This window comes from Brevibacterium sp. S111, assembly GCF_004745075.1.
GTDB lineage: Bacteria > Actinomycetota > Actinomycetes > Actinomycetales > Brevibacteriaceae > Brevibacterium.
This window is the reverse complement of the sequence record NZ_RHFH01000011.1, coordinates 23284-42352: the sequence shown is the minus strand read 5'-3', so window position 1 is coordinate 42352 and position 19069 is coordinate 23284. Positions and strand designations below refer to the sequence as shown.

Genomic DNA, 19069 nt, shown 5'->3' with positions numbered 1-19069 from the left:
CACCTCCGTGATGTGTGTCTCAGCCCAATCTATCACCGATTCGACTGAAATGCGCCGTGCGAGATGCGAATTTCGTCGAAAGTGAAAAAGATTGATTCTCGATTCGTCAGAAATGTCGAAAATCGCCATCGACCACCCGCAGCTCGATCGATGCCGACAACACGCGCGTCGACAGTGATTGACAGGCTGTGAGACAGGTCACCACACTGGTGTCATGAATGAGGGTGAGCTGTTCTACGGCGGCGAAGAGAATCGCCCGGATGTCTACGGTATGCGGCCCGGTGCCGAACAGGGGCAGGCAGGCCAGGAGGTCAGAGCTCGCCCGCAGCCGGTTCCCGGCGAGGTCGATACGATCGGGGCCGACGAGCTGTCGTTCAGTCCCGAGGAGTACCTCGGCCGGATCGCGTCGGTGCGCAACCGGATGGTCGATCAGGGCCTGGCCGCACTCATCGTCACCGACCCTGCGAACATCTATTACCTCACCGGTTACAACGCCTGGTCCTTCTATACCCCGCAGCTGCTCTTCGTGCCCTCGTCGGGTCCGATGACGCTGTTCATGCGCGACATGGACGCGCGCGGGGCCTCACACACCTCCTGGCTTCCGCCGGAGGACATCGTCGGCTACCCCGAGCGCTATGTGCAGCGCCCCCATATCCACCCCTTCGACTGGGTGGCGTTCGCGCTGCGCCAGCGGTGGGAGGTCGCCCGCGCCTCGACCTCACCGGTCGGAGTCGAAATGGATTCGCACTTCTTCTCTCCGCGCGCCTTCCGGGCCCTGGTCAACGGGGTGCCGGAATGGCGACTCGTCGATTCCTTCGAACTCGTCAACTGGATCCGTGCGGTGAAGTCCCCGGCCGAGATCGCGATCATGCGCAAGGCGGCGAAGGTGACCACGGCAGCCATGGACGCGGCCCTGGGCACGATCGGCGTCGGAGTCGGCCAGCACGAAGTGGCCGCAGCGATCTCCGAGGCGCAGACCCGCGGCGGTGAGGGGGTCTGGGGCGACTATCCCTCGATCGTTCCGCTCATGCCCACCGGAGAGAGCGCGGACACCCCGCATCTGAGCTGGACCGATCGGCAGTTCAAGGCCGATGAGTCCGTGAGCATCGAACTCGCCGGTGTCCACCGGCGCTACCACGTGCCCTTGGCCCGGACCGCGGTGACCGGTCGACCGAAGCAGGAGCTCGTCCGACTCGAGGGCGTCGTCGCCGAGGCGCTCACCGCGGTCCTCGACGTCGCTGCCCCCGAAGTGCCCACCGCCGAGCTCGCCCGCACCTGGAATCGTGTGCTCGCGCTGTCGGGATTGGAGAAGCCGAGCCGGTTGGGCTACTCGATCGGCATCGGATACCCGCCCGACTGGGGCGAGAGGACGATCTCGATCCGCACCGAGGATGATCAGATCCTCGAATCGGGAATGACCTTCCACCTCATCGGCGGAATGTGGATGAACGGCTACGGCATCGAACTGTCCGAACCGGTCCTCATCACCGACACCGGGTGCGAACCGTTCACGCACTTCCCCCGCGAGATCATCCGCGTCTGAGCGAGAGCCGCCCCTCCGACGACCGCACGTTCGGGGCCCTCAGGCGAAGAATTGGATCCAGAGTCCGAGGCACATGGCGTTGATTCCGGCCACGGCCAGTGCCCGACCCTGCGCCCAGCTGATATCGCGCGCCGAGGCGGGCCCGGAGGAATCGGCCATCTGCACGGCCATCGCCACCCGCGGGGGAGCGGCGAGGGCGGCCAGTGAGCCGGCCGCATTGCCGGCGGCGACGACCTGCAGTGCGGATGCCTGTGAGGCGGTGGCGACCGCGGTCAGCGTGCCGGTGAACATCGAGTTCGCCCCCGTGTTCGACCCGGTGAGCACCGCGCCGGCCGAGTTGAGCAGCGGGGTGAGCACGAGGAGGCCGGCGGGAATCGCCGCTCCGATGGCCGCGCTCATTCCCGTCGTCGTCATGATCCAGCCCATGACCATGAACGCTGCCGTTCCCACGCCGATGGGCACCCACGATCGGGCGGCCGATGCGGCGACGCTGCGTCGCCCGGCGACGGAGATCGCAGCGATGAGACAGGCCACGGCCAGCCAGAACGGGGGAGAGGCGATGATCTGGGTGACAAGCGACGGCAGGGCCGAGTGCAGCGCCCGCGCCAGCAGCAGCCCGAGGGTCAGCGACGCATAGGGCAGTGCGGCCCGTCCCAGGCTCCGACTGAAGCCGGTGGTGCGACGACGGAGAGCGAAGAGGGCGCCCATGGCGATGATGACGATGAGCGAGCCGATGATTCCCGCCGGAGCCATGCCGACGAAGATGCTGGCACCGAGGATGCCCGCCCACATCAGCGCGGCGGCCCCGATGATGCCCAGCGCCGAGGCAGGACCCGGGCGCATGATCGCAACCACCGCGATCGTGACGATGATGACCGGAATCGCGTTGAGCCATCCCGTGGCCAGGCCGAGTTCGTCGACATCGAGCCCGGCCAGCGCGGCTGCGACCGTGGTGCCCGGCCCGAGGGCGCCCCAGGGGACGGCGATGAGTCCGAGGAGTCCGAGGATCGCCGACTGCCGCAGGGTGCATCCGAGGTGGCGCAGCACCGGCACCCCGACGGTGACGCCGATGCCGAATCCTGTGACCGATTCGGCGAAGGGGACGAGGCCGAAGACGACGAGTGCGACGCCGAGCGGTCGGCTGGGGGATTGGGACCATACCCAGGAGGAGATCTGCGACATCGAACCGGCCGCCTCGAGCAGCCGGGCCAGGAGCATCCCGAAGAGCAGGATGAGTGCGACCTCGAGGATGAGCGGGAAGTAGTCGATACCGGAATCCACCCACACCGAGGCGGGGGTGGGGAAGGCGAAGGCGACGATGAGAGCGACGACGGTGCCGGCAATCGCTGATACCCAGGCTCTCTGTTTGAACAGGAGCAGGATGATGGCAACGAGGATCGGACCGAGCGCCAGCATCGCCAACATATACGCGAATTTCCTTTGAGGGATCGTATTCTACTATCCCAGAATAGATTATGATTCGACAATGGCGAAAGAAGAGGATCTCGGCGCTCGCGTGTTCGGTGCCCGCATCAGAGCTCGGCGCAAATTCAACAACCTCACGCTCAACGAGCTGGCCGTGAGGGCCGGCCTCTCGCGGGCTGCATTGTCGAAGATCGAACGAGGAGAGCAGGACACTTCGGTCTCGAATGCGATGGGTCTCTCCCGCGCCCTCGGCGTCGACGTCGGCCAGCTCCTCGCCGCCCCCGAAGTGACGATCACCCGCACCGAGGCGATCCCCACCACAACGACCTTCGGCGAGGGAATCCGGCGCCGCGATCTGCCCTCGGCGATCGAGAACATGGACGTCGTCCACTACCGCCTCGACCCGCACAGCGAAACCTCTGCCTTCGCCGCCCACCGCAGCGGCTCGCGTGAGAGCTTCTTCGTTCTGTCGGGAACCATCGAGGTCGTCACCATCGATCGCCGCACCACTCTCCACGCCGGCGACTGTGCCCAAGCCCCAGGTGACGTCCCGCACCAGCTGACGAATCCTCACGACGAGCCCGCCGAGCTCATGCTCATCATCGTCTGAGGCTCTCCGGGCCCGGCCTCGACGGTCGCCGCCGGGAGGTGCTCTTGACGCGGCGAACCGCCTCGGCGATCATTGTGCTGTCCCATTTCCGACGAAGGACATCTCCGCAGTGAAGTGAATCCTCATGCCGTGATATGCGGGTGCCACGGGCCCGCAGCGCTTCTGCGTCCACGAAATGAGGATCCTCATGCCTACAGCAATCACTGTGTCCGGACTGGACTACCGCCTCGGCGACGATACCGAGATCTTCTCCCAGCTGACCGCCACGATCCCCTCCGCACTCATCGGGCTGGTCGGTGACAACGGGATCGGCAAATCCACTTTCGCGAAACTCCTCGCCGGCCACCTGCCCGCGACCGCCGGCACGATCACCGGCGCGGACAACGCCGTCTACATCGACCAGCTGCTGCCGCATTCGGCTCAGCGCGTCGATGAAGCTCTCGGCATCGCGAAGGTCCGTTCAGCACTGCATCGTGCTCTGAACGGCGAAGCAGCGGAATCCGATTTCGCACTCATCGGCGAGGCCTGGGACATCGAAGAGCAGGCCCTGGCGGCCACGGCCGAACTCGGCCTCCACCTCGAGGCGGCCGACCTCGACCGCAGCCTCAGCCGCTTCTCCGGCGGACAGGCCGGCCGCATCGGACTGGCCCGTGCGGCGATGGTCGCAGACGAGTGGCTCATCCTCGACGAGCCGAGCAACAACCTCGACGAGGACGGGCGGCAGCTGCTGAGTGCAATGCTCACCGCACGCCGCGGTCCCACGCTCGTCATCTCCCACGACCGCACCCTGCTCGAACACATGGACGCGATCGTCGAGATGACCGATCGCCTGCGGCTCTACGGCGGCAACTTCGACGACTATGAGCAGATGGTCGCGGCCGAAGAGGAAGCGAAGCAGCAGAGAGTCATCGACGCAAAGAAGGCCCATGCGATCGAGAAGCGGCAGCGCATCGAACTCGAGACGAAACTCGCACGAGCCGGCCGAAAGGCGGCGAAGGACAAGGAGAACAAGCGCCGACCGAAGATCGCGATGAACGGGCTGAGGAACTCCGCAGAGAAGTCCGCGGCGAAGAGGCGCGGCGACTCAGCCGCAGACGAAGCTGAGACGCTGCATTCTCTCGAGGCGGCCAAAGACATCCTGCGGCGGTCCTCGAGCGTGCGCCTCGACCTGCCGGAGACGACGGTGCACGCTTCGAAGCGGGTGCTCGAAGCCTCCTCGGCGAGATTGGAGCGACCGCAGTTGATCGTCGGACCCGAACGGATCCGGCTGACCGGACCGAACGGGGCAGGGAAATCCACTCTGCTGGCAGCGATGATGTCGGCCGCGGGCCGTGACGGGGCTTCCGCTCCGATCGCTGCGCTCTTCGGTGACCTCTCGGTCACCGTCTCGGTCCCTGTCGGCCACCTCGACCAGCAGTATCGGCTCCCGCCCGACCTCACCGTCATGGAGGCCGTGCGCGCGGGAAATCCGCATCTGAACCCGCACCGCGTCCATGAAGTGCTCGCGGCCATGGGGCTGCGCGCCGGTCGCACCGACCAGATCTGTTCGACCCTCTCCGGCGGCGAACGCTTCCGGGTCGCCCTCGCCTCCGAGCTGCTCCAGGACCCCGCCCCGCAGCTGCTCATCCTCGACGAGCCGGGCAACAATCTCGACCTGTCCTCGCTCGAGGCGCTCGTCACCGCGCTCGAGGGATTCGGCGGGGCGATGGTCGTCGTCACCCACGATGACCGGCTCGCCGCCGAACTCGCCGTGGACACCGAATGGGACGTCCGGGAATTTCTCCGTGCGGGGACCGTTGGACAGGACAGTGCCGAACCGGAAAGCGGGGGAGCAGAATCGAACTCCCGGCGAGACTGACGTCCGAACGGACACCGGAAACACGGCGTCGGAGACAGGCGAAGAGGGGCGAGAATGTGCGATTTTGACTGCATTGGGATAATGGGGTCGTGAGTGTCATCAGCCCCAGCCCAGAAACCGTGTCCCCGGCCGCCGCAGCACCGCTGCGCATCGGCCCCATCGAGCTGTCCTCGCCGGTCGTGCTCGCCCCGATGGCCGGGATCACGAACACCGCGTTCCGTCGCCTCTGTCGCGAATACGGCGCCGGCCTCTACGTGACCGAAATGGTCACCACCCGGGCCCTCGTCGAGCGCAGTCCCAAGACGATGCGCATCATCCACCACGAACCCTATGAGACCCCGCGCTCCGTGCAGCTCTACGGGGTCGACCCGGTCACCATGGGCCAGGCCGTGCGGATGCTCGTCGAGGAGGACCGGGCCGACCACATCGACCTCAACTTCGGCTGCCCCGTTCCCAAGGTCACCCGCAAGGGCGGCGGCTCCGCGCTGCCGTGGAAGCAGGACCTGTTCGAAGCCATCGTCACCACGGCCGTCAACGAGGCCTCTCGAGGGGGAATTCCCGTGACGGTGAAGATGCGCAAGGGCATCGACGCCGACCACACGACCTTCCTCGACGCTGCCGAGACCGCGCGCAACGCGGGTGTCTCCGCCGTCGCCCTGCACGGGCGCACCGCCGCCGACCTCTACTCGGGCAAGGCCGACTGGGACGCGATCGCCCGACTCAAGGACCACCTCGGCGATACGGTTCCCGTGCTCGGCAACGGCGACATCTTCGCGGCCGAGGATGCGCTGGACATGATGGCCACGACCGGTTGCGACGGCGTCGTCATCGGTCGCGGCTGCCAGGGCCGACCGTGGCTGTTCGGCGATCTCGCGAATGCCCTGAACGGCAGCGAGGAGCGTCACCGTCCCGGCCTCGCCGAGGTGGGGCAGGCAGTGTACAAGCACGGCGAATACCTCGTCGATCACTTCGAAGACGAGTTCTACGGCGTGCGGGACCTGCGCAAACACATCGCCTGGTACTTCAAGGGCTACCCGGTCGGGGGAGACCTGCGCAGCCGGCTGGCCATGGTGTCATCGCTCGAGGAGCTTGCCGGACTGCTTGCCCAGCTCGACCAAAACGCCCCCTATCCGGGGGAGGCCGCAGAGGGCTCGCGGGGTCGCACGACCCGACCGAAGAAGCCGCACCTGCCCGAAGGCTGGCTGGATTCCCGTATCTTCGACCCCAGCGGACGATCGCTGCTGTCGGAGGCCGAACTCGACATCTCTGGAGGATGAGAATGCCCTTCGACACTCACCCGCACACCTCGGTGCGGACGGGGACCGTGGCGGTCTATACGCCGTGGGACGAGGAACGGTGGGTGAGCGAACCGGCAAAGAATCCACGGCGCTCGGCCTTCCAGCGTGACCGTGCCCGCGTCCTCCATTCCTCGGGCCTGCGCCGCCTCGGTGCGAAGACGCAGGTCGTCGCGCCCGGCACCGACGACTTCGTCCGCACCCGCCTCACCCACTCTCTCGAAGTGGCTCAGGTCGGACGCGAACTCGCCCGCTACCTCGGCTGCGACCCCGATATCGTCGACACCGCGTGCCTGTCCCACGATCTCGGCCATCCGCCCTTCGGCCACCACGGGGAGACGATCCTCGACGCCCTGTGCAAGGACATCGGCGGGTTCGAAGGCAACGCCCAGACCCTGCGCCTGGTCACTCGGATCGAACCGAAGGTCATCGCCGCAGACGGCCGACCGGCGGGGCTCAACCTGACCCGGGCCAGCCTCGACGCGCTGACGAAGTACCCCTGGCCGCGCAGCGAGGCCACGTCCGGGCGCCGCGACTCCGGAGTGCGGAAGTTCGGCGTCTACGATGACGACACGGATGTCTTCGACTTCTACCGCTCCGGAATCGACAACGGCAGCAGATGCATCGAAGCCCAGGTCATGGACTTGGCCGATGACATCTCCTATTCCGTCCATGACGTCGAGGACGCCATCGTCGCCGGCCACCTCGAGCTTGCCGATTTCGCCTCCGAATCTCGTCGGGCCGAGCTCTTCGAGATCACCCGTCAGTGGTATCTGCCGGAGACGACGGATGCGGAGATGGACAAGGCGCTGAGCCGACTCCAGGCCGCCGCCTACTGGCCCAGTGAGACCTTCGACGGGTCCCGCCGGGCCCAGGCGAGCCTCAAGCACATGTCCAGCCAGCTCATCGGGCGGTTCGTCGGGGCAGCGGAAGCGGCGACGCGCGAGGAGTTCGGGTGGGAGCCGCTGGCCCGCTACTCGGCATCTCTCGTCGTGCCGGAGACCACCGTGGTCGAGATCGCCGTGCTCAAGGGCATGGCTACGCTGACCGTCATGGTCGCCGAGGACCGCCTGCGCCTGCATGACATCCAGGCCGCGGTGATCGGCGACCTCGCCGAGTGGTATGCGCAGAAACCGGAGAACCTCGACCCGATGTTCCGCGCCGACCACGCCGAGGCGGCCGACGATGCCGCCCGTCTGCGCGTCATCGTCGACCAGATCGCGTCCCTGACCGACCACTCCGCGTGGGCCCTGTACCACCACCTCAACGCCGGGGCGGAGGATCGGCTCTAGACCATGGCCGGACTCATCAAGCGCGAGGACATCGACGAACTGCGCACCCGCACCCGCATCGACGAGGTGATCGGGGAGTTCGTCACCCTCAAGACCGCGGGCATCGGTTCGCTCAAGGGGCTGTGCCCCTTCCACGACGAGAAGACTCCCTCGTTCACCGTGCGTCCGCAGGTCGGCATGTACCACTGCTTCGGCTGCGGAGAGTCCGGCGACGTGTTCACCTTCCTGCAGAAGGTCGAGCAGCTCAGCTTCGTCGAAGCCGTCGAGACCCTGGCCGGCAAGGCCGGCATGCATCTGCGCTACGAGGATGGCAAAGGTCCGGACCGGGAGCAGGCCAGCCGGCGACAGCGATTGCTCGAGATGCACGAAGTCGCGCAGCGGTTCTTCACCCAGGCGCTCGAGTCCGAGGCGGGCCGGATCGGCCGCGAATTCCTCACCGGGCGCGGCTTTCCCGCCGAATCGAGCCGAGAGTTCGGCATCGGCTTCGCCCCGAAATCCTGGGACGCACTGACCTCGCACCTCGGCCGGGCCGGCTTCACCGAGGAGGAGATCCTCGCCGGCGGGCTGGCCAGCGAAGGCGGTCGCGGCATCTACGACCGGTTCCGCGGACGTGTCATCTGGCCCATCAAGGATATGACCGCCCGGACGATCGGCTTCGGCGCCCGCCGCCTCTACGAAGACGACAAGGGCCCGAAGTACCTCAACACCCCGGAGACCGCGCTCTATCACAAAAACCAGGTCCTCTACGGCCTCGACCTGGCGAAGAAGTCGATCGCGAAGACCAAACGCGTCGTCGTCGTCGAAGGCTATACCGACGTCATGGCCGCTCACCTCGCCGGGGTCGACCAGGCCGTAGCGACCTGCGGAACAGCCTTCGGAACCGAACACGTCAAGATCATCCGGCGGCTCTTGGGCGATGATCCGACCGGACAGGTCATCTTCACCTTCGACGGCGACGCCGCCGGGCAGAAGGCCGCGCTCAAGGCCTTCGAATTCGAGAACCTCTTCACCGCGCAGACCTTCGTCGCCGTCGAAGCCGACGGGCTCGACCCCTGCGATCTGCGCATGCAGAAGGGTGACGCGGCCCTGCGCGAACTCATCGACGAGTGCAAACCTCTGTTCGAGTTCGTCATCACCACAGCGATCGCCCGCTTCGACCTCGACACCGTCGAAGGCCGGATCTCCGCGGTCAAGGCCGCCGCCGAGGTGCTCACCGGAATCCGCGACCGCAACAGCCTCACCCACTACTACCGGTTCGTCGCCGGTCGCATCGGCGTCGACATCGACGAGGTGGAGGCCGCGGTGCGCACCGCACAGCGGCAGCCGAAGCAGAACCGCCAGACCGCCGAGGCACCGGCACAGCAGACGAATTTCCGCAATGGTCCGCCACCGGCACCGCCCGCACCTGACTCGGGACCGGCATCAGGGCCGGGACAGGGAGCCGGGACGGTGCCCGCATCGGGCGGGGACGCGCGCGGGGCCGGTCCCGCCTCGGCGGGGGAGATCACCGACGACCGCGGCATCGAATACGTCTACGAAGAACGTCCCGACGTCTCGAACCTCTCGGCCCCGATCAGCCCCGCACGTCTGAAGACGGAGAAGGGCGTGCTCATGGTCGCCCTGCAGCACCCGGAAGCCGTCAATGCGAAGCTCTTCGACTCGCTGTCGGCCAAGGCCTTCGAACACCCCGGCTACCGGCGGATCCAAGAGGCGATCAAGGCGGCCGGGGGACTGGGGTCGGCGGGACCCGTCCAATCGAAATGGGCCGAACGCGTCCTCGAAGCCAGCGCCGAGGATCTCAAACCCTATATCGCACAGCTGATCGTGACTCCGCTGCCGATCATCGAAGGCACCGGCATCGAGCCGTTCGCCCGTGGCATCGTCGCACGCCTGTTCGACTACGACCTCGAACGCATTGCCAAGGAGCTGCACTCACGTCTGCAGCGACAGGACACCAGCGACGGGGCGGGGCAGGCGGCGCTGCTCGGTCAGCTGCAGACCCTCGAACAGCATCGGGCCCGACTCAAACTGCTCATGTGAGCACCCGCGGTGGGAGCCTCATCCCCGTGAAATTCTGCACACAGTGAAATAGTGCACAATTGCATATTTGCATTTGATGAAAGTTTGCATGGGGTGCAAAATGTACTCATGCCCATTGAAGAATCCCTGCGCTCGAAGAAGGCTCGGCTGACCCGCAGCGCCCTCCATGAGGCGGCGATCACCCGAGTCCTCGAAGACGGCCTCGCCTGTGCGACCGTGGCGACCATCGCCGCGGACGCGGGCGTGTCCACCCGCACGTTCTTCAACTACTTCGAGACGAAAGAGGACGCGATCGTCGGCCTCGGAGTCGAAGCCGGCGTCGACGAGGCCCTCGCCGATGACTACGTCCACTCACCGGCCGGCCTGGACACGCTTGCCGAGGACACGGCGCGCTTCGTCCGCGAAGCGCTGCTCATCGGCTACGTCGATCCGGAGCTGCCGGCCAGGCGCCGTCGCCTCTTCGCGCTCTACCCGGAGCTTGTGAGCAAAAGCTTCGACCGGGCCGAAGCCCTGGAGGAGATCGTCGCCGGTCACGTCCTGGCTCGGCTGCGCCACCTCGGGCAGGAATTCTCCACCGAGGACTCGGCGTGGCGCAGCGCGCGCATGCTCACCCAACTCTGCCGCGTGCCGCTCAGCCATGCCGGACACACGATCAAGAAGACGCCCGAGGCGGTCGACGAGCGAGGCGGGACCAAGGCGATCTTCGAAGACTCCCTCGGCCTCTTCCTCAAGGTCCTCGGCCGACTGCAGTGAGAGACCGGCCGAGACGAGGCACCGAGCGCAGTGAGTGACAGGACGAACGGGCCGCGAATGACGAATGAGACGACGAATCCAACGAAAGCCGTGATGAGAAGCAACCACGATATCGAATCTGAGACGATGACAGCGACACCGCAGAGAACAACCGCACCGGCGACAAACGGCGATGACACGCCGCCGATGGCCACCTCGGCGATCATCCTGCTCTTCGTGGGCCTGATGATCGCAATGTTCATGTTCTCGCTCAACCAGACGGTCCTCGCCACCGCCCTGCCGACGATCGTCGGCGAACTCGACGGCGTCGACCAGATGCTGTGGGTCTCCACCGCATTCATGCTGGCATCGACGATCATGATGCCCGTCTACGGCAAGGTCGGCGACCTGTTCGGGCGCAAACCGCTGTTCATGTTCGCAATCTGCTGCTTCCTGCTCGGTTCGGTCTTCGCCCTCATCGCGAACGAGATGTCGACCCTGATCTTCGGTCGCGTCCTCCAGGGCATCGGCGGCGGCGGAATGATGATCCTCTCGCAGTCGATCATCGCCTCCGTCGTCCCTGCCCGCGAACGCGGCAAGTACATGGGCATCATGGGCTCCGCCTTCGCCGTGTCCTCGGTGGCCGGACCGCTCATCGGCGGATGGCTGACCGAGGGCCCGGGCTGGCGCTGGGCCTTCGCCATCAACTTCCCGCTGGGCATCATCGCACTCATCGCCGCCGCGATCTTCCTCAAGGTGCCCAAGCGCGCCAAGGGAACCGGCCCGCGGCCGAAGATCGACGTCATCGGCATGGCCCTGATCTCGATCGTCACCTCCTGCATCGTCCTCGTCTCCGCATGGGGCGGGCACGACTACGCATGGGGCTCCTGGCAGATCAACGGCCTCATCATCGGCGGTGCCATCGCCGCCGTGGCCTTCGTCTTCGTCGAGTTCAGGGTCAGCGAACCCGTCATCCCGATGAGCCTGTTCGCCAACCGCGACTTCATCCTGTGCACGATCGCCGGCCTCTTCGTCGGCATCGGCATGTTCGGTGTGCTCTCCTACATGCCGACCTACCTGCAGATGGTCCACGGCATCGACGCCACGGTCGCCGGCCTCATGATGGTGCCGATGATGGGCACGATGCTCGTGTCCTCAACGCTCGTCGGGTTCATCGTCTCCCGCACCGGCAAGTACAAGAAGTACCCGCTGACCGGCATCCTCATCATGGCCGCCTCGCTCGTGCTGCTCTCGCAGCTGAAGGCCGAGAGCTCGGCTTGGGAGACCATCGGTTGCCTGGCCCTGCTCGGCCTGGGCCTGGGACTGAGCATGCAGACCCTCGTCCTCGTCGTCCAGAACGCCTTCCCTGTGTCCATGGTCGGCACCGCGACGGCATCGAACAACTACTTCCGCCAAGTCGGAGCGACCCTGGGCATGGCGTTCATCGGTTCGGTGTTCACCCAACGGCTCATGGACAACATCAAGTCCGGAATCACCGACATCGCGAAGTCCGCTCCGCACACGCCGCTGCCGAAGGTCTCCTCTAAGGGACTGACTCCGGGCATCGTCGCCGACCTGCCGGATCCGCTGCACTCGCTGATCATCAACTCCTACAATGACGCTCTCGTGCCGCTGTTCCTGTGGGTGGCTCCGCTGGCCGTGCTCGGCTTCGTCTTCCTCTGCTTCCTGCCCAACACCCCGTTGGCGCAGACGCTGTCGAACGAACCGACGAAGAGGCAGAGCCTCGACATCGCAGAATCGGCCCCCTCAGCCGATTCGGCCCCCGGTGCGGTCTCATCGGTTAGTCTGGCAGAAAGCCCACTGCTGGAGGAGACGAGGAATGACGGTACTGACGATACTCAACTCACCCGGGACAGAGATTCCCGACCTGCTCACTGAGCTGGGTGACCGCGAGGGAATCGAACTGCGCATCGCCGAGGCGGACACGCTGAGCCAGGCGCTGCCGGGCACCGATGTGCTGCTGATGTGGGACTTCTTCTCCACAGCACTCAAGGATGCCTACGGCAGCGCCGACCGGCTCCGGTGGGTCCATGCCGCGGCGGCCGGAGTCGATTCCCTCCTCTTCGACGAACTCGTCGAGGCACCGGTGACGGTGACGAATGCGCGGGGGATCTTCGACCGTCCGATCGCCGAGTTCGTCCTCAGCTTCATCCTCATGCAGGCGAAGAACTCGATCGGATCACTGGCCGACCAGGCACAGAAGACATGGAACCGCCGATCGACCCGCGACATCGCCGGGACCAAGGCGATGATCGTGGGCACCGGATCGATCGGCCGGGGAATCGCCCAGCTGCTCACGGCCGTCGATATCGAGGTCACCGGCGCCGGATCCCGTGCTCGCAGCGGCGATGTCGACTTCGGTGAGGTCATCGACTCTGCGACCCTGGCCGAACATGTCGCCGGATACGACTGGGTCATCGATATCGCACCCCTGACGGAGAAGACCGAACGACTCATCGGCGCCGAGGTGTTCGCCGCCATGGATGACTCCGCCGTGTTCATCAACGTCGGCCGGGGCGATACTGTCGACACCGATGCCCTCGTCGACGCCCTGCGCACCGGCCAGATCGCCGGAGCAGGACTCGATGTCTTCGACGAGGAGCCGCTGCCTGCCGGACATCCGCTGTGGACGCTCGACGATGTCATCATTACCCCGCACATGAGCGGTGACACCGACGGGTGGAGGAAGCGTCTGGCTCAGCAGTTCCATCGCCTGTTCGAACAGTATCTCGCCGGTGAGGAGTTCCCTCACACGGTGGACAAGAAACTCGGGTACGTGCGTTGAACCAGGCGGACGACCCCGCCGCCCAGCGCGCCTTCCTGGCCCGTGTGCTCGCCGAACTCATCGCCGTGCGTCGCGCCCGTCTGCTGAGCATGCTGGTCCTGGCCGCGGCGATGCTCGTCGCCGGACTCGGCGCGGCACTGCAGGCCCAAGGCGAACACATCGACGCCGTGCTCCTGTTCTCCGCGTTCAGTCTCATCATGATCGGCATCGTCTGTGCCTTGGGCGCGATCATCGCCTGGACGCGGATCAATCGAGACATCCTCGACTCGGTCGCGGCGAGCCGTCCGGCCAGAGCCCGTGCGCCGCGCACGCGCAACGCGGGAATGGCCGTGGCCATCGGCTTCGTCGTGATCGGGATCGTGTTCGCAGCGCTGCTGTGGGCACAGACACCGGTGCTGGCCGGTGCCGTCGTCATCGCGTGTCTGCTGCTCGCCGGTCTGGGGCCCATCTGGGCGAGCGAGCTCGGCGGCGCCGATGACCGGCTGGCCGTCATCCTCGACAGCGACGAGGAGCTCTCGGCTCGATTCGCTGACTTCACCCCGATCTGGCTGCACGAAGCCATGGAGTCCGACGACGCGCAGTGAGCAATTCCTCCCGCTGGCTGCAATGCCTCCCGGTCCTGCGGGAGGCATTGTCGTCGACGAGAGGTTGTCTCGCTGGCAGGGGGTTGTGACGCTGGTGGACGGTTGTGATGCTGGCGAGGGGCCGTGACGCTGGTGGGCGGTTGTGACCCTGGCGAGGGGTTGTGATGCCGCTGAGAGGTTGTGACGCTGGCGAGGGGTTGCAGCGCCGGTGGGAATGACGAAGGCGCCCGGAGTCCGAAGACTCCGAGCGCCTGTCTCAGCATCTCACCAAGGAATCATCTCAGGATTCGGTGGGCCGCCTCGGCGATGTCAGGGATATGCCGGAACGTCGACGTCGGCCATCTTGGCCACGCAGCGCACGACCTGGCACGAGTAGCCGAACTCATTGTCGTACCAGACGTAGACGACGACGCGGTCCTCGTCGACGATCGTGGCCAGTCCGTCGACGACACCGGCTCGTTTGGAGCCGACGAGGTCGGTGGAGACGAGCTCGGGGGAGGTGACGTAGTCGACCTGGTTGCGCAGCGGCGAGTGCATCGACACCTCACGGAGGAACGTGTTGAGTTCGTCGACGCTCGTGGCCTTCTCGAGGTTGAGGTTGAGGATCGCCATCGACACGTTCGGGGTGGGAACCCGGATCGCGTTGCCCGAGAGCTTCCCGGCGAGCTCCGGCAGTGCCTTGGCCACGGCCTTGGCAGCACCGGTCTCGGTGAGCACCATGTTGAGCCCGGCGGCACGTCCGCGACGCGAACCCTTGTGGAAGTTGTCGATGAGGTTCTGGTCGTTGGTGAACGAGTGGACCGTCTCGACGTGTCCGTTGCGGACACCGAACTTGTCATTGATCGCCTTGAGCACAGGGGTGATCGCGTTCGTCGTGCACGAAGCTGCCGAGACGATGGTGTCCGAGTCGGCGATCGCGTCGTCGTTGACACCGAAGACGATGTTCTTGACATCTCCCTTGCCCGGTGCGGTGAGCAGGACCTTGGAGGCTCCGGGGCTGGCGAGGTGCTTGGACAGGCCCTCGTCGTCGCGCCACTTGCCGGTGTTGTCGACGATGATCGCGTCGTTGATTCCGTAAGCGGTGTAGTCGACCTGCGAGGGATCATCGGAGTAGATGACCTGGATGAGGGTGCCGTTGGCCTGGATGGTTTTGGCCTCTTCGTCGACGACGATGCTGCCGTCGAAGGACCCGTGCACCGAGTCGCGGCGCAGCAGCGACGCACGCTTGACGATGTCGTTCTCACCGCCCTTGCGCACGACGATGGCGCGCAGACGCATTCCGGTGCCGCCGGCGCGGTCGATGAGGATGCGGGCGAGCAGGCGACCAATGCGGCCGAAACCGTAGAGGACGACGTCGCGGACTTCGCCCTGATCGGCCCGGGAATCGACGACTTCGGCCAGTTCGGCCGCGAGGAAGGCATCGACATCGGCATTCGGATCATCGAGCTTCTCGATGAGACGGCCCAGATCGATGCGGGCCGGCGCCAGATTGAGGCCGGACAGCGCCTTGACGATCCGGTGCGTGACCTGGATATCGAGGTCTTCACCGAGGAAGTGGCGGGCGTAGCGGTGGGCCTTGATCATGCCGGTCACCGACTTGTTCAGCAGCGACCGCCCGAACAGTGTCAGCAGCACGTCATTCTCGCGGTACAGGCGTCCGACGAGCGGGATGAGTTCTTCGGCGGCGGTCTGCTTCTTCGCCCAGTCGTCCAGGCGAGCCGTCGTTGCATCAGTCAAAGGTCGTGTCTCCTCGATCAGTTAGCGGATTCGAGCCAAGTCTAACGTCTCACCGAGTCGCTTTCGGACTGGTGCTCCTCGAGTCGCCGGAATCCGAGCAGAGTGAGCGCGACGATGCCCGCACCGGCCAACAGAGCACCGAGGCTCTGCGCCTGGACCTTCGGCTCCACGAAACGGTACTCGGGGCTCTCTTCCTCCTGCGGGCGGGGCGGGGTTGCGGTGCCGATCCATGCGGCGACGAAGAGGACTATGCGGGCGAAGATGTTCATCGTCAGCATGATCGCGATAATCGATCCGAACACACCGGCGGCCTTGTTCCCGGAGAAGATGTCGACGAGGACGGTAGCCAGGTTGAGCAGGATCGTGAACGCCACAGCACCGAGGAGTGAGCCTCTGGCCTTCGCCTGCTTGCCCACGGGTCGTTCGGGCAAGGTGGTGAACAGGAACATGAAAATCAGCCATGCTGCACCGAGGGTGATGACGAACGGCACGATCCTCAGCAACACTGAGCCGAAACCGCCGAGTTCGAGACTCTCACTGATCCAAGAACCCATCCCGGTGCCCACGATGGTCAGCGCCACCGTCAGAAGCAGGCCGACGATGAGCCCGAGCAGAGTGCCGACGTTCGAGATGATCTTCTGGACGAAGGATTTGTCCGGAACAGCGTCTTCGAAATCGGCGTGCAGCTGAGCACGCACGGCTGCGCCGAGATTGCCGATGAAACCCTGGCCGGTGTAGAGGGCCGCCAGAATCGCGATGATTCCGACCGACTGCCAGCTGGTGAGGAAGTTCTCGAGCTGTGCAGTGAGACTCGAATTGCCCGAGACATAGGTCTCGATCTTGTCGGTGACGACAGGCACAAGATCGGGGCGCAGAACATCGAGGACGAAACCGAGACCGGAGAAGGTGAACATCGCGATCGGCATGACGGCCAGGACGAGGAAGTAGGTGATCGCGGCACCGAACTGATTGCCCAGACGCTGACCGAAACGTTGGACCGCGCGCATGAGGTGCGCCGGGCCCGGTCTGTTGACGGCCTTGTGCCCGGCCTCGGCGACGTTGTTGCGCGAGGCCAATACTTTGGCAGGTGCCACGTGTTTGCTCCTTCGATGTCTGCCCATAGATATCTGCCCGGAAGGTGCCTTCGATTCCCGCCCGGAGGTGTCCGTTTCCACACTAGCCGCTGTGAGCGCACTGTGAGCGGCAGGCCGCGCCCTTATCTAGACTTTTGACCATGCCGATCAGCTTTTCGACTACTTCGCCTGCCGTTTTCGCCCTCACCGCGAGCGGCAGCGATCCTGCCGGTCGAACTCTTGCCGCTGGTGACGCTCTCGCCGCCGGCGGCAGCGCGGCAGACAACCTCAGCGGGTTCTCGGCATGGACGGTGACCGTTATGGAGGCGCTCGGCCCGGTGGGCGTCGGGATCATGGTCTTCCTCGACAACATCTTCCCGCCGATCCCCAGCGAACTCGTTCTTCCCCTGGCCGGTTTCACCGCGAGCCAGGGGCAGATGAACATCGTGCTTGCGATCGTCTTCGCCACTGTGGGCTCGCTCGTCGGAGCCGTTCTGCTGTGGGCGCTGGGCAAGTGGATCGGCATCGAGCGCATTGCGCGTGTGGCGGTGAAGATGCCGTTGGTCGATGTCGACGATGTGCACAAGACCGTCGACTGGTTCGACCGCCACGGTGACAAAGCAGTCTTCTTCGGACGAATGATCCCGATCTTCAGGTCTCTGATCTCCATTCCCGCAGGCATGAGGGACATGCGCCTGCCGAAATTCGTTCTCCTGACGAGCGTGGGCAGCGCGATCTGGAACACGATCCTCATCGTCGCGGGCTTCGCACTCGGCGAGAACTGGTCCATCGTGGAGGAATACGCTGGCTACTTCCAGAATCTCGTCATCGTCGCAGTCGTCGTCTTCGTTATCGTGTGGATCGTGTTCAAGGTCCGCAAACAGCGGCGGAAGAAGGCCGCCGGCCTCGATACGACCGGGGACGATCATATCGAGTCCGGACAGTTCGATTCCTGAGGCCGAGTTCTCAGCTCACCCAGGAATCAGCCCTCCCGGGTATCAACTGACCCAGGCTGATGCCGTATGTGCAGGTGAGACCTCTTCGCCGGGCTTGACCGGGCCGGGAGCAGACCCTTCGCCGAAGGGTGATCCACCGAACTTCCGGTCACGGCCGTGATCGCTGAGCCAGCCGGAGAGGTCTGGACCCTTGGGCACGATCTGCGTCGGGTTCACATCCTGGTGGACGATGTAGTAGTGCTGTTTGATCTGCTCGAAATCGACGGTGTCGCCGAACCCGGGCGTCTGGTACAGGTCGCGGGCGTATCCCCAGAGGTTCTCGAACGCCGTGAGCGGCTGACGATTGCACTTGAAGTGGCCGAAGTAGACGGGGTCGAAGCGAACCAGCGTGGTGAACAGTCGCACATCCGCCTCGGTGATGGTCTCACCCATGAGGAATCGTGAACGGCTCAGCCGATCTTCGACGATGTCGAGAGCATTGAACAGACGATCGAAGGCCGCCTCGTACGCGTCCTGGGAACCGGCGAAACCGCAGCGGTAGACACCGTTGTTGATCTCCGTGTAGATGTGGCGCATCACCTTGGCCATCTCTTCCCGGGACTCCTCGGGCCAGAGGTTCGGGGCACCCTCACGGTGGTAGTCGGACCATTGGGTGGAGAAGTCCTCGGTGATCTGCGGGAAGTCGTTGGTGACGACGGCGCCGGTGGGGATGTCGACGATGGCCGGCACGGTGATTCCGCGCGGGTAGTCCGGGTAGCGGGCGAAGAAGGCCTGCTGCAGCCGTTCGATGCCGAGCACCGGGTCGACTCCGCCGGGATCGAGGTCGAACGTCCACGAGCGGGCATCATGAGTGGGCCCGGGCATGCCGATGGAGATGACGTCCTCGAGGCCGAGCAGACGGCGGACGATGATCGTGCGATTCGCCCACGGGCAGGCGCGGGCGGCGACGAGGCGGTACCGGCCGGGTTCGACCGGCCACTGCGCATTCGGATCGTTGAGGATGCGATCGTCGATGTAGTTCGTGTCCCGGTTGAACTCCTGCCCTTCGGTCACATAAGCGGGAGTGTGATCGGTGTCTTCGGACATGTCGTGCCCCTCCGTCGGTGTCGGTGAGTTGA

At 65.3% G+C, this 19069-nt stretch carries 15 protein-coding genes; 11 read left to right on the top strand and 4 right to left on the bottom strand.

The features are described 5' to 3' along the window. Positions 1-214 precede the first annotated feature (214 nt). Positions 215-1543 carry a M24 family metallopeptidase gene (locus EB836_RS13320; protein WP_205683369.1) on the top strand — a complete coding sequence of 443 codons (1329 nt, stop codon included), beginning with the start codon at positions 215-217 and terminating at the stop codon, positions 1541-1543. A 39-nt stretch (positions 1544-1582) separates the two neighbouring features. Here the strand turns inward: EB836_RS13320 and EB836_RS13315 are convergent, their stop codons facing one another. Then, positions 1583-2968 carry an L-lactate permease gene (locus tag EB836_RS13315; protein WP_135541192.1) on the bottom strand — a complete coding sequence of 462 codons (1386 nt, stop codon included), beginning with the start codon at positions 2966-2968 and terminating at the stop codon, positions 1583-1585. A gap of 61 nt (positions 2969-3029) precedes the next feature. Here EB836_RS13315 and EB836_RS13310 point away from each other — a divergent pair, with 61 nt between their 5' ends. The 9 genes from EB836_RS13310 (at position 3030) to EB836_RS13270 (ending at position 14185) form a co-directional block, all read left to right on the top strand. Continuing rightward, positions 3030-3578, top strand: a complete 549-nt coding sequence (locus EB836_RS13310; RefSeq protein WP_135541190.1) for an XRE family transcriptional regulator — start codon at positions 3030-3032, stop codon at positions 3576-3578. Positions 3579-3765: 187 nt separating this feature from the next. Then, positions 3766-5436 (top strand): ATP-binding cassette domain-containing protein, encoded by a 1671-nt coding sequence (locus EB836_RS13305; RefSeq protein WP_135541188.1) that lies wholly within the window; start codon positions 3766-3768, stop codon positions 5434-5436. Positions 5437-5525: 89 nt separating this feature from the next. Further along, positions 5526-6713 (top strand): tRNA dihydrouridine synthase DusB, encoded by a 1188-nt coding sequence (gene dusB / locus EB836_RS13300; protein WP_135541186.1) that lies wholly within the window; start codon positions 5526-5528, stop codon positions 6711-6713. A 2-nt stretch (positions 6714-6715) separates the two neighbouring features. Further along, positions 6716-8023 (top strand): deoxyguanosinetriphosphate triphosphohydrolase, encoded by a 1308-nt coding sequence (locus EB836_RS13295; protein ID WP_135541184.1) that lies wholly within the window; start codon positions 6716-6718, stop codon positions 8021-8023. A 3-nt stretch (positions 8024-8026) separates the two neighbouring features. Continuing rightward, the gene (gene dnaG / locus EB836_RS13290) at positions 8027-10063 is read left to right on the top strand and encodes a DNA primase (RefSeq protein WP_135541182.1); all 2037 of its coding nucleotides are present in this window, start codon (positions 8027-8029) and stop codon (positions 10061-10063) included. A gap of 108 nt (positions 10064-10171) precedes the next feature. Continuing rightward, complete coding sequence (locus EB836_RS13285; RefSeq protein WP_135541180.1) at positions 10172-10816, top strand: TetR/AcrR family transcriptional regulator; 645 nt, start codon at positions 10172-10174, stop codon at positions 10814-10816. A 126-nt stretch (positions 10817-10942) separates the two neighbouring features. Next, positions 10943-12694, top strand: a complete 1752-nt coding sequence (locus EB836_RS13280; protein ID WP_240689971.1) for an MDR family MFS transporter — start codon at positions 10943-10945, stop codon at positions 12692-12694. Then, positions 12636-13601, top strand: coding sequence for a D-2-hydroxyacid dehydrogenase (locus EB836_RS13275; RefSeq protein ID WP_135541176.1), 966 nt, complete (start codon positions 12636-12638; stop codon positions 13599-13601). The genes EB836_RS13280 and EB836_RS13275 overlap by 59 nt, the downstream gene beginning before the upstream one ends. Beyond that, positions 13598-14185, top strand: coding sequence for a hypothetical protein (locus tag EB836_RS13270; protein WP_135541174.1), 588 nt, complete (start codon positions 13598-13600; stop codon positions 14183-14185). Before EB836_RS13275 ends, EB836_RS13270 begins: the two co-directional genes overlap by 4 nt. 309 nt (positions 14186-14494) lie before the next feature. On the opposite strand, the gene EB836_RS13265 is transcribed toward EB836_RS13270, so the two are convergent. Continuing rightward, complete coding sequence (locus tag EB836_RS13265; protein WP_135541173.1) at positions 14495-15922, bottom strand: glyceraldehyde-3-phosphate dehydrogenase; 1428 nt, start codon at positions 15920-15922, stop codon at positions 14495-14497. Positions 15923-15963: 41 nt separating this feature from the next. Beyond that, on the bottom strand, positions 15964-17016 hold the full coding sequence (locus tag EB836_RS13260) for a YhjD/YihY/BrkB family envelope integrity protein (protein ID WP_135541171.1): 1053 nt from the start codon (positions 17014-17016) through the stop codon (positions 15964-15966). Between the two features lie 140 nt (positions 17017-17156). On the opposite strand from EB836_RS13260, the gene EB836_RS13255 reads away from it, so the two are divergent. Then, positions 17157-17951, top strand: a complete 795-nt coding sequence (locus EB836_RS13255) for a DedA family protein (RefSeq protein WP_346763092.1) — start codon at positions 17157-17159, stop codon at positions 17949-17951. 42 nt (positions 17952-17993) lie between these two features. On the opposite strand, the gene EB836_RS13250 is transcribed toward EB836_RS13255, so the two are convergent. Continuing rightward, positions 17994-19037, bottom strand: coding sequence for a glutathione S-transferase C-terminal domain-containing protein (locus EB836_RS13250; RefSeq protein ID WP_135541169.1), 1044 nt, complete (start codon positions 19035-19037; stop codon positions 17994-17996). Between the last annotated feature and the right edge of the window lie 32 nt (positions 19038-19069).

Coding starts and splice junctions, on each gene's coding strand:
- dnaG (WP_135541182.1), top strand. CDS start 8,027: ATGGCCGGACTCATCAAGCGCGAGGACATCGACGAACTGCGCACCCGC.
- EB836_RS13295 (WP_135541184.1), top strand. CDS start 6,716: ATGCCCTTCGACACTCACCCGCACACCTCGGTGCGGACGGGGACCGTG.
- EB836_RS13255 (WP_346763092.1), top strand. CDS start 17,157: ATGCCGATCAGCTTTTCGACTACTTCGCCTGCCGTTTTCGCCCTCACC.
- EB836_RS13280 (WP_240689971.1), top strand. CDS start 10,943: ATGACAGCGACACCGCAGAGAACAACCGCACCGGCGACAAACGGCGAT.
- EB836_RS13320 (WP_205683369.1), top strand. CDS start 215: ATGAATGAGGGTGAGCTGTTCTACGGCGGCGAAGAGAATCGCCCGGAT.
- EB836_RS13285 (WP_135541180.1), top strand. CDS start 10,172: ATGCCCATTGAAGAATCCCTGCGCTCGAAGAAGGCTCGGCTGACCCGC.
- EB836_RS13310 (WP_135541190.1), top strand. CDS start 3,030: ATGGCGAAAGAAGAGGATCTCGGCGCTCGCGTGTTCGGTGCCCGCATC.
- EB836_RS13315 (WP_135541192.1), bottom strand. CDS start 2,968: ATGTTGGCGATGCTGGCGCTCGGTCCGATCCTCGTTGCCATCATCCTG.
- EB836_RS13250 (WP_135541169.1), bottom strand. CDS start 19,037: ATGTCCGAAGACACCGATCACACTCCCGCTTATGTGACCGAAGGGCAG.
- EB836_RS13275 (WP_135541176.1), top strand. CDS start 12,636: ATGACGGTACTGACGATACTCAACTCACCCGGGACAGAGATTCCCGAC.
- EB836_RS13305 (WP_135541188.1), top strand. CDS start 3,766: ATGCCTACAGCAATCACTGTGTCCGGACTGGACTACCGCCTCGGCGAC.